This is a genomic window from Streptococcus sp. HMSC068F04 (genome assembly GCF_001837455.1).
GTDB classification, from domain to species: domain Bacteria; phylum Bacillota; class Bacilli; order Lactobacillales; family Streptococcaceae; genus Streptococcus; species Streptococcus salivarius_D.
On the sequence record NZ_KV832517.1, the window covers coordinates 1 to 12,123 of the forward strand.

At 42.0% G+C, this 12,123-nt stretch carries 5 protein-coding genes; 4 read left to right on the plus strand and 1 reads right to left on the minus strand.

Annotated elements, in window-relative coordinates; genetic code table 11:
• Positions 1-72 precede the first annotated feature (72 nt).
• Positions 73-1,329 (minus strand): tyrosine--tRNA ligase, encoded by a 1,257-nt coding sequence (gene tyrS / locus HMPREF2571_RS07850; protein ID WP_013991271.1) that lies wholly within the window; start codon positions 1,327-1,329, stop codon positions 73-75.
• 101 nt (positions 1,330-1,430) lie between these two features.
• Here tyrS and pbp1b point away from each other — a divergent pair, with 101 nt between their 5' ends.
• From pbp1b to HMPREF2571_RS07870, 4 genes are all read left to right on the plus strand, one after another.
• Positions 1,431-3,854 carry a penicillin-binding protein PBP1B gene (pbp1b, locus tag HMPREF2571_RS07855; RefSeq protein ID WP_013991270.1) on the plus strand — a complete coding sequence of 808 codons (2,424 nt, stop codon included), beginning with the start codon at positions 1,431-1,433 and terminating at the stop codon, positions 3,852-3,854.
• A gap of 358 nt (positions 3,855-4,212) precedes the next feature.
• Positions 4,213-7,794: a DNA-directed RNA polymerase subunit beta gene (gene rpoB, locus HMPREF2571_RS07860; protein ID WP_002885744.1), complete on the plus strand. Its 3,582-nt coding sequence runs from the start codon at positions 4,213-4,215 to the stop codon at positions 7,792-7,794.
• A 99-nt stretch (positions 7,795-7,893) separates the two neighbouring features.
• Complete coding sequence (gene rpoC / locus HMPREF2571_RS07865; RefSeq protein ID WP_070579227.1) at positions 7,894-11,532, plus strand: DNA-directed RNA polymerase subunit beta'; 3,639 nt, start codon at positions 7,894-7,896, stop codon at positions 11,530-11,532.
• A 162-nt stretch (positions 11,533-11,694) separates the two neighbouring features.
• Positions 11,695-12,057, plus strand: a complete 363-nt coding sequence (locus HMPREF2571_RS07870; protein ID WP_064520915.1) for a DUF1033 family protein — start codon at positions 11,695-11,697, stop codon at positions 12,055-12,057.
• The last annotated feature ends 66 nt before the right edge of the window (positions 12,058-12,123 follow it).

Here is a 12,123-nt window from a genome sequence, read left to right on the forward strand (position 1 = left end):
AAGTATGCACTTAATTTGACAATTCAAGGTAAAAAAAACTCACTCCATTAAGGAGTGAGAATAGCCATAAAATTAGTAAGTCAAGACAAAGTTTTTCTTCTTACCGCGACGGATAACAGTAATTTCATTATCAATTTTATCTGCATCTGAGAGGGTGTAATCCAAGTCTTGTACACGTTCACCATTGATGTAGATAGCACCGTTTTGGACATCTTCACGTGCTTGGCGTTTAGAAGGTGAAATCTTAGCGTTGACGAGAAGTTCAACGATGTTCAGATTTTCATCTCCTGAGATCTCATAAGTTGGGACACCGTTAAGGGCAACTTTAAGGTCGCGTGCTGAGAGAGCTTTAAGATTACCAGCGAAGAGTTGTTCAGTGATGTGAACAGCTTGTTCGTAGGCTTCTTTACCGTGAACCAAAGTAACAACTTCACGAGCCAAAATCTTTTGTGCCAAACGTTGGTGACGAGCTTGGTCAAATTCTTTACCGATTTCTTCGATTTCTTCAAGTGACAAGAAAGTGAAAATCTTCAAGAAGCGAACAGCATCGTCATCCATAACATTGAGCCAGAATTGGTACATTTCGTAAGGTGTTGTTTTAGTAGCATCAAGCCAGACAGCGTTACCTTCAGATTTACCGAACTTTTTACCAGTTGAATCTGTGATAAGTGGAACTGTAATGACGTGTCCAGATTTATCTGCTTTACGACGCAAGAGCTCAGTACCTGCTGTCATATTACCCCATTGGTCAGAACCACCAATTTGGAGGGTTACGCCGTACTTATCGTTGAGTTCATAGAAATCGTAACCTTGCATGATTTGGTAGGCAAACTCAGTGTAAGAGATACCTGTTTCAATACGTTTCTTAACAGATTCCTTACTCATCATGTAGTTAACTGTGAAGTATTTACCCACGTCACGCAAGAAATCGATGAAGCTGACTGAACCAAACCAATCGTAGTTGTTGACCATAACGGCTTTGTTGTCGCCATTTTCAAAATCAAGGAAACGAGAGAGCTGACCTTGGATTTTTTCAACCCAACCTTCAACGGTTTCTTTGGTTTGGAGGCTACGTTCAGCATCTTTAAATGATGGGTCACCAATCAAACCTGTTGCACCACCAACGAGGGCGTAAGGTTTGTGTCCAGCCAATTGAAGTCGGCGACTTGTAAGGATAGCTACAAGGTGTCCAAGGTGGAGACTGTCTGCTGTTGGGTCATAACCAGTGTAGTATGAGACTGGTCCCTCTTCAAAGGCTTTTACAAGGGCTTCTTCATCTGTGGTTTGAAAAATCAAGCCACGTGCTTTTAGTTCTTCAAAAATTGTCATGATATTCTCCAGTAAAGTATATTCTGCACCATTATACCAAAAGAAAGTAGTCCTATGCAAGCTTTGTCAAAGTTTGTTATAATAGGCTTTGAGGTATTTCTATGAATTTTGAAAAAATAATAAATTATTTTAGACGACTAGGGCAGGCTATTCGCACAAGGTTTGCTGGTTTTAGGTCTAAAAGAGGGGATAAATCTTTTAATGAAAGGAAATCTACGACTGATTCTAAGTGGAATCGTAAGCAAGGGAGAAAGTCGCCTGAGGACCGGATGACACTCTTAGACATGGGCGATGTTTTCTTAAAAACCTTAAAGCTTTTGTCTGATTTCTTTTATGTGGTTATTATCGTCCTTACCTTGTTCGGTGCAGGAATTGGTTTGGGTTATTTGGGGAGTCAAATTGAGACTGTTCCGTCGATTAAGGACAAAACCTTGTTGAATCAGATTAGTGAGGTTAGTTTGGTATCTTCGATGAGCTATTCCGATTCTAAGAAGATTGCGGATATTGATACTGACTTGCTGAGAACACCTATTGAGAGTGATGCGATTTCTAACAATGTCAAAAATGCCATCATTGCGACTGAGGATGAAAATTTTAAGAAGCATAAGGGTGTTGTGCCAAAGGCAGTATTTAGGGCTTTGGTGTCATCAGTTTTGGGAGTTGGCTCTTCAAGTGGTGGTTCGACGCTAACGCAGCAGTTAATTAAGCAACAGGTAACAGGAGATGCACCAACCTTTAAACGTAAGGCGGCAGAGATTATCTATGCCTTACAATTGGAGCGTCGTGTTTCTAAAAATGAAATTTTAACCGATTATCTGAATGTTTCTCCTTTTGGACGTAATAACAAGGGGAAAAATATTGCTGGTATTGAGGAGGCTGCTCAAGGTATCTTTGGCGTATCTGCAGCGGATTTGACAGTTCCTCAGGCTGCCTATCTGGCAGGTTTACCACAGAGCCCAATTGTCTACTCACCTTATACAGCTGATGGACAATTAAAAAACGCAGAGGATCTTTCTTATGGCTTGGCACGTCAACAAGATGTACTCTACAATCTTTATCGCGGTGGCTATCTAGATAAGTCGCAGTACGAAAGCTATAAGAATTATGATATCACTAAAGATTTCAAGGCTGGTGAGAAGTCTGATGCCGTAAGTCATGACTATTTGTACTATTCTGTCATGTCTGAGGCTCAGGGTGTCATGTATGATTACCTCGTTAAACATGACAAGGTATCGAGTCAAGAGTTGAAAAATGATAAGACAAAGGAAAGCTATCGTGAGAGGGCTCTTCAAGAGCTCCAAACCGGTGGCTACAGCGTTAAGACAACTATTGACAATGCAGTTTATAATGCGATGCAAGATGCTGCGAGTCAATATGGTGGCCTCCTTGACCAAGGAGGTAATAGTGGAGTTGAAGTCGGAAATGTGCTCATGGATAATGCGACCGGAGCAATTCTAGGATTTGTTGGTGGTCGTAGTTACGAAAATAACCAAAATAACCATGCCTTTGATACGGCACGCTCCCCAGGTTCCTCTATTAAGCCTATTATCGCTTATGGAATTGCTATTGATCAAGGTTTGATGGGTAGCTCAAGTATCCTTTCTAACTACCCAACTAATTTTACGGGTGGAACGCCTATTCTCCATGATGGTGATAAGGGTACAGCTATGATGAACCTACAAGAGGCACTCAATACCTCATGGAACATTCCAGCCTTTTGGACTTATCAAATGCTTCAACGTCATGATGTTGATGTTGAGGGTTACATGACCAAGATGGGTTATAAGATTGCTAACTACAATATCGAAAGTTTACCTCTTGGCGGGGGAATTGAAACTACGGTTGCCCAGCAAGTAAATGCCTATCAAATGCTTTCCAATGGTGGCGTCTATGAGAAGGGCCATATGATTGATAGTATTACTGACCGGACTGGCGAAGTTATCTATCAGCATAAATCTGAAGGAGTTCAAGTTTTTTCAAGAGCTACGGCTAGTATCATGGATAACTTACTCAAAGAAGTGGTAGTTAAAGGAGCAACAACTCAATTTCATTCTGAATTGAAAAATGTCAATGGTGCAGCAGCCTCAGCGGACTGGATGGGTAAAACAGGAACGACAGATAACTTTGCGGATGCTTGGCTGATTGTGTCAACGCCTGGTATTACTCTTGGTGGTTGGGCCGGATATGATAATAATACACCAACCAATTCTAAAACGGGTTACATATATAATTCCCAATATATGGCTCGTTTGACTTCCGCTATCTATAATGCTAATCCAGGTATTTTTAAAACGGGAGATAAGTTTAATATCGATTCAAGTGCCATTAAGGCAAGTGTGCTTAAATCAACAGGTCTTAAACCAGCAACAGTGTCTGTCAATGGTCGTAATGTTTCTGTAAGTGGTGAAATGGTTGATACTTACTGGGCTAAAAATGGACCTGGAGATACGACTTACAAGTTTGCTATTGGTGGAACCGACAGTGACTATCAAAAAGCCTGGTCTAGCATTCTTGGAGGGCATTAGGAATTGCCAAGAAAACTTGCAAAAAAGTAAAAAATTAGGTATAATATAGACAACTATTTGTCGTCTTACTTGGTTGAAATATTGTCCAATCAAGAGATACAGCAGTTAAATCAACGTTTTTTCGGTCAGATTTAGCTGCTATTTTTGTGCTTATTTTTAGGATTTCCAAGTGTTGTAACGCATGTTTAAAGGTTCTAAAAATTCACAGATTAAGTTATCGCTTATCATTAATCAGTTAAGTGGATCTTAGTGTTTAATCACTTGTCAATGGGACAAGCAACTGAAAAAGGCAGAAGACAAATATTTAAAGTGCACGACTTGCAAAGCAGGTCTCGAATGTAGAAAAGGAGTAGAAGACTTGGCAGGACATGACGTTCAATACGGGAAACATCGTACCCGTCGTAGTTTTTCAAGAATCAAAGAAGTTCTTGATTTACCAAACTTGATTGAAATCCAAACGGATTCATTCAAAGAATTCTTGGATACTGGTCTTAAAGAGGTTTTTGAGGATGTACTTCCTATCTCAAACTTCACAGACACTATGGAATTGGAATTCGTTGGTTACGAATTGAAAGAGCCTAAGTATACACTTGAAGAAGCTCGTATCCACGATGCATCATACTCAGCACCTATCTTTGTGACTTTCCGTCTTATTAACAAAGAAACTGGTGAAATCAAAACTCAGGAAGTCTTCTTCGGAGATTTCCCTATTATGACTGAGATGGGTACTTTCATCATCAATGGTGGTGAACGTATTATTGTTTCTCAGTTGGTGCGCTCACCTGGTGTTTACTTTAACGATAAGGTTGATAAAAACGGCAAAGTGGGTTATGGATCAACAGTTATCCCTAACCGTGGGGCATGGCTTGAGCTCGAAACAGATTCAAAAGACATCGCCTACACTCGTATCGACCGTACACGTAAGATTCCATTCACAACGCTTGTGCGTGCGCTTGGATTCTCAGGTGATGACGAAATTGTTGATATCTTTGGTGATAGCGAGTTGGTTCGTAACACCATTGAAAAAGATATCCACAAAAACCCAGCAGATTCACGTACTGATGAAGCGCTTAAAGAAATTTATGAACGTCTTCGTCCAGGTGAACCAAAAACTGCCGATAGCTCACGTAGCTTGCTTGTAGCTCGTTTCTTTGATCCACGTCGTTATGACTTAGCTGCTGTTGGCCGTTACAAAGTCAACAAAAAACTTAACATCAAGACACGTCTTTTGGGACAAACAATTGCTGAAAACTTGGTAGATCCTGAAACAGGTGAAATCCTTGTTGAAGCTGGTACTGAAATGACACGTGATGTGATTGATTCAATCGCAGAATACTTGGATGGTGATTTGAACAAATTTGTATACACACCAAACGATTATGCGGTGGTTACAGAACCTGTTGTTCTTCAAAAATTCAAGGTTGTTGCACCAAATGATCCAGACCGTGTGGTTACAATTGTTGGTAATGCCAACCCAGATGACAAAGTTCGTGCTTTGACAACAGCGGATATCTTGGCTGAAATGAGCTACTTCCTCAACCTTGCTGAAGGTATCGGTAAAGTAGACGATATCGACCACCTTGGTAACCGTCGTATCCGTGCTGTTGGTGAATTGCTTGCTAACCAATTCCGTATTGGTTTGGCTCGTATGGAACGTAACGTACGTGAGCGTATGTCAGTTCAAGATAACGAAGTCTTGACACCACAACAAATCATCAATATTCGCCCTGTAACTGCAGCTGTTAAAGAATTCTTTGGTTCTTCACAGTTGTCACAGTTCATGGACCAACACAACCCATTGTCAGAGTTGTCACACAAACGTCGTTTGTCAGCCTTGGGACCTGGTGGTTTGACACGTGACCGTGCCGGATATGAAGTTCGTGACGTGCACTACACGCACTACGGTCGTATGTGTCCAATTGAAACACCTGAAGGACCTAACATCGGTTTGATCAATAACTTGTCTTCATACGGACACCTTAACAAGTATGGTTTCATTCAAACACCATATCGTAAGGTTGACCGTGCAACTGGTAAAGTAACCAACGAAGTAGTTTGGTTGACTGCCGACGAAGAAGATGAGTACACAGTTGCTCAGGCTAACTCTAAATTGAACGAAGATGGAACATTTGCAGAAGAGATCGTTATGGGGCGTCATCAAGGTAATAACCAAGAGTACCCATCACACCTTGTAGATTTCGTGGATGTTTCTCCTAAACAGGTAGTTGCCGTTGCGACAGCATGTATTCCTTTCTTGGAAAACGATGACTCTAACCGTGCCCTCATGGGTGCCAACATGCAACGTCAGGCTGTGCCTTTGATTGATCCTAAAGCACCTTATGTTGGTACTGGTATGGAATATCAAGCTGCCCACGATTCAGGAGCTGCAGTTATTGCTCAACACGACGGTAAAGTTGTCTACTCTGATGCTGATAAAGTTGAAGTTCGTCGTGAAGATGGTTCTCTTGATGTTTATACTATTCAAAAATTCCGTCGTTCAAACTCAGGTACTGCCTATAACCAACGTACTTTGGTTAAGGTTGGCGATATTGTTGAAAAAGGTGATTTTATCGCTGACGGTCCATCTATGGAAGGTGGAGAAATGGCCCTCGGTCAAAACCCTATTGTCGCATACATGACATGGGAAGGTTACAACTTCGAGGATGCCGTTATCATGAGTGAGCGTCTTGTGAAAGATGACGTTTATACATCTGTTCACTTGGAAGAATTCGAATCAGAAACACGTGATACAAAGCTTGGGCCTGAAGAAATCACACGTGAATTGCCAAACGTTGGTGAAGAAGCCCTCAAAGACCTTGACGAAATGGGTATTATCCGTATCGGTGCTGAGGTTAAAGAAGGCGACATTCTTGTTGGTAAGGTAACACCTAAGGGTGAAAAAGACCTTTCTGCTGAAGAACGTCTTCTCCACGCTATCTTTGGTGATAAATCTCGTGAAGTACGTGATACATCACTCCGTGTACCTCACGGTGGTGATGGTGTCGTTCGTGATGTTAAAATCTTCACACGTGCAAACGGTGATGAATTGCAATCAGGTGTTAACATGCTTGTTCGTGTTTACATCGCTCAAAAACGTAAGATCAAGGTCGGAGATAAGATGGCCGGTCGTCACGGTAACAAAGGGGTTGTTTCTCGTATTGTTCCTGTTGAAGACATGCCTTACCTTCCAGACGGTACACCAGTTGATATCATGTTGAACCCTCTTGGGGTGCCATCACGTATGAACATCGGTCAGGTTATGGAACTTCACCTTGGTATGGCTGCTCGTAACTTGGGTATTCACATCGCAACACCAGTCTTTGACGGGGCAAGCTCAGAAGACCTCTGGGATACTGTTCGTGAAGCAGGTATGGATAGTGATGCTAAGACAATCCTTTACGATGGCCGTACAGGTGAACCATTTGATAATCGTGTGTCAGTCGGTGTCATGTACATGATCAAACTTCACCACATGGTTGATGATAAACTTCACGCTCGTTCAGTAGGTCCTTACTCACTTGTTACCCAACAACCTCTTGGTGGTAAAGCACAATTTGGTGGACAACGTTTCGGTGAGATGGAGGTTTGGGCCCTTGAAGCTTATGGTGCATCAAATATCCTTCAAGAAATCTTGACTTACAAGTCAGATGACGTTAACGGACGTTTGAAAGCCTATGAAGCTATCACTAAAGGTAAACCAATTCCAAAACCAGGTGTACCAGAATCATTCCGAGTACTCGTTAAAGAATTGCAATCACTTGGTCTTGATATGCGTGTCCTTGATGAGGATGACTACGAAGTTGAATTGCGTGATCTTGATGAAGGTGAAGACGACGATGTCATGCACGTCGATGATCTTGAAAAAGCACGTGTACAACAAGCCAAAGAAGCTGCTGAATTAGAAAAAGCTAAAGAAGAAGCTTCAGATAAAACAGAATAAATAAGCTTTAGGGAGGGAGTCCACTCTCTCTGCTAAGGTAGCTGATAAAGGTGAGAATAGCGCTGCTATTGTCAATAGAACAAAAGAAAGGTAATACTAGTGGTTGACGTAAATCGATTTAAAAGTATGCAAATCACACTAGCTTCACCAACTAAGGTCCGTTCATGGTCTTATGGTGAAGTTAAGAAACCTGAAACAATCAACTACCGTACGCTCAAACCAGAACGCGAAGGTCTCTTCGACGAAGTAATCTTTGGTCCTACTAAAGACTGGGAATGTGCGTGTGGGAAATACAAACGTATCCGTTATAAAGGTATCGTTTGTGACCGCTGTGGTGTTGAAGTAACACGTGCTAAGGTTCGTCGTGAACGTATGGGTCACATCGAGTTGAAGGCACCAGTATCACACATCTGGTACTTCAAGGGAATCCCTTCTCGTATGGGATTGACTTTGGACATGAGTCCTCGTGCGCTTGAAGAAGTTATCTACTTCGCAGCTTACGTGGTTATTGATCCAAAGGAAACACCACTTGAACCAAAATCTCTCTTGACAGAACGTGAATATCGTGAAAAATTGCAAGAGTATGGACATGGTTCATTTGTCGCTAAAATGGGTGCAGAAGCTATTCAAGATCTCTTGAAACAAGTAGATTTGGAAACTGAAATTGCTGAACTCAAAGAAGAGTTGAAGACCGCGACTGGTCAAAAACGTGTTAAAGCTGTTCGTCGTTTGGACGTTCTTGATGCCTTCTATAAGTCTGGTAACAAACCAGAATGGATGGTTCTTAACATTTTGCCAGTATTGCCACCAGACCTTCGTCCAATGGTTCAATTGGATGGTGGACGTTTTGCGGCATCTGACTTGAACGATCTTTATCGTCGTGTTATCAACCGTAACAACCGTTTGGCTCGTTTGCTTGAATTGAATGCCCCAGGTATCATCGTGCAAAACGAAAAACGTATGTTGCAAGAAGCGGTAGATGCCCTTATCGATAATGGACGTCGTGGTCGTCCAATTACTGGACCAGGTAGTCGTCCACTTAAATCTTTGAGCCACATGCTTAAAGGTAAACAAGGTCGTTTCCGTCAAAACTTGCTTGGTAAACGTGTTGACTTCTCTGGACGTTCCGTTATCGCCGTTGGTCCAACACTTAAAATGTACCAATGTGGTGTGCCACGTTTGATGGCCATCGAACTTTTCAAACCATTTGTGATGCGTGAAATCGTTGCGCGTGAATACGCAGGTAACGTGAAAGCCGCTAAACGTATGGTTGAACGTGGTGATGAACGTATTTGGGATATTCTTGAAGATGTTATCAAGGAACACCCAGTACTTCTTAACCGCGCACCTACCCTCCACCGTTTGGGTATCCAGGCCTTTGAACCAGTCTTGATTGATGGTAAGGCTCTTCGTCTTCACCCATTGGTATGTGAGGCCTACAATGCCGACTTTGACGGTGACCAAATGGCCATCCACGTTCCATTGTCTGAAGAAGCTCAAGCTGAAGCACGTTTGCTCCTTCTTGCGGCTGAACACATCCTTAACCCTAAAGACGGTAAACCGGTCGTAACGCCATCTCAGGATATGGTTCTTGGTAACTACTACTTGACTATGGAAGAAGAAGGCCGTGAGGGTGAAGGTATGGTCTTCAAGGATATTGATGAGGCAGTTATGGCTTATCGTAATGGTTATGTTCACTTGCATAGCCGTGTAGGTATTGCAGTAGACAGCATGCCTGATAAACCTTGGAAAGAAAACCAACTTCACAAGATTTTGGTTACAACTGTTGGTAAGATTCTCTTTAACTCAATCATCCCAGCAGAAATTCCATATCTTCAAGAAACAACAAATGAGAACTTGACAGATAGTACACCAGATAAATACTTCCTTGAACCAGGTCAAGATATCCAAACAGTTATTGATAGTTTGGATATTAATGCACCATTCAAGAAGAAAAATCTTGGTAACATCATCGCTGAAACCTTCAAACGTCTCCGTACGACTGAAACATCAGCCTTCCTTGACCGTTTGAAAGACCTTGGTTATTACCACTCAACACTTGCTGGTTTGACAGTGGGTATCGCCGATATCCCAGTTATCGATAACAAACAAGAAATTATCGATGCTGCTCACCACCGTGTTGAAGAAATTAACAAGGCCTTCCGTCGTGGTTTGATGACAGATGATGACCGTTATGTTGCTGTTACAACAACATGGCGTGAAGCGAAAGAAGCACTTGAAAAACGTCTGATTGAGACACAAGATCCTAAGAACCCAATCGTTATGATGATGGACTCAGGAGCTCGTGGTAACATCTCTAACTTCTCTCAACTTGCCGGTATGCGTGGTTTGATGGCCGCTCCTAACGGACGTATCATGGAATTGCCTATCCTTTCAAACTTCCGTGAAGGTTTGAGCGTTTTGGAAATGTTCTTCTCTACTCACGGTGCGCGTAAAGGTATGACCGATACGGCCCTTAAGACAGCCGATTCAGGTTACCTTACTCGTCGTTTGGTTGACGTTGCCCAAGATGTTATCATCCGTGAAGACGACTGTGGAACAGACCGTGGTCTTCTCATCCGTGCGATTACTGATGGTAAAGAAGTTACGGAAACACTTGAAGAACGTCTTCAAGGTCGTTACACTAAGAAATCAGTTAAGAATCCTACAACAGGTGAAGTAATCGTAGGTCCAGATACTTTGATTACTGAAGACATGGCTGCTGCTATTGTCAATGCTGGTGTTGAAGAAGTAACTATCCGTTCAGTCTTTACATGTAACACACGTCACGGTGTTTGCCGTCACTGTTACGGTATCAACTTGGCAACAGGTGATGCGGTTGAAGTTGGTGAAGCAGTTGGTACTATCGCCGCTCAATCTATCGGGGAACCTGGTACACAGCTTACTATGCGTACCTTCCACACCGGTGGGGTAGCCTCAAACACCGATATCACACAGGGTCTTCCACGTATCCAGGAAATCTTTGAAGCACGTAACCCTAAAGGGGAAGCGGTTATCACTGAAGTTAAGGGTACTGTTATTGAAATTGAAGAAGATGCTGCAACACGTACTAAGAAAGTCTTCGTTCAAGGTAAGACTGGAATGGGTGAATACGTTGTTCCATTTACAGCTCGTATGAAAGTTGAAGTGGGTGACGAAGTACACCGTGGTGCGGCCTTGACAGAAGGTTCAATCCAACCTAAACGTCTCCTTGAAGTACGTGATACCTTGTCAGTTGAAACTTATCTTCTTGCAGAAGTACAAAAAGTTTACCGTAGCCAAGGGGTAGAAATCGGTGACAAACACGTCGAAGTAATGGTTCGTCAAATGCTTCGTAAAGTACGTGTTATGGATCCAGGTGATACAGATCTCCTTCCAGGTACACTTATGGACATTTCTGACTTCACAGATGCTAACAAGGATATTGTTATCTCTGGTGGTGTTCCTGCAACATCTCGTCCAGTTCTTCTTGGTATTACGAAAGCCTCACTTGAAACAAATTCATTCTTGTCAGCGGCTTCCTTCCAAGAAACAACACGTGTCCTTACAGATGCAGCTATCCGTGGTAAGAAAGACCATCTCCTTGGTCTTAAAGAAAATGTTATCATTGGTAAGACTATCCCTGCTGGTACAGGTATGGCCCGTTACCGTAACATTGAACCACTTTCAGTTAACGAAGTTGAAGTTATTGAAAACATTGCTGTTGATGAAGCAATTGTGGAATCATCTGAAGACTAAAACGAAAGCAAAAGAACTCACAATGAATTGTGGGTTCTTTTCGTATTTATATGACTAGAATCTCTTCTATTTTTGATAAATATAAAATATAAGACCATTTTTTTTATCTTTTCCAGAAAATTTTGTATAATAAGAACACCAAAGATGAAGTGAGAAAGAAAAATGTACCAAGTAGTTGAAATGAAAGGGGATTTGGAACCGTGGTGGTTCCTAGAAGGCTGGCAAGAGGATATCATCAGTACTAAGGAATTTGAAAATTTTTACGATGCCCTCAAGTACTATAAAAAACTTTGGTTTGCGATGGAGGAAACCTTTCCAAGTTATATCAGCCGTAGTAGTGTCATGACTGCTTTTTGGAATCAAGAGGATAAGCACTGGTGTGAGGAGTGTGACGAATACCTGCAGGTCTATCAATCGATTGCTCTTTTGGATGATTGGCAGGAAATTCCTGAGGAAAAATACCGTCCGGGATATGAAAAGCGAAATGACCTTCCAAATCATGCCCACTGTAAAATTAAACGTTAAATAATGCAGAAGCTCGAAATTTTCGAGCTTTTTTTCATTTTTGTGACTTTAAGTCCGTTTCGCTCC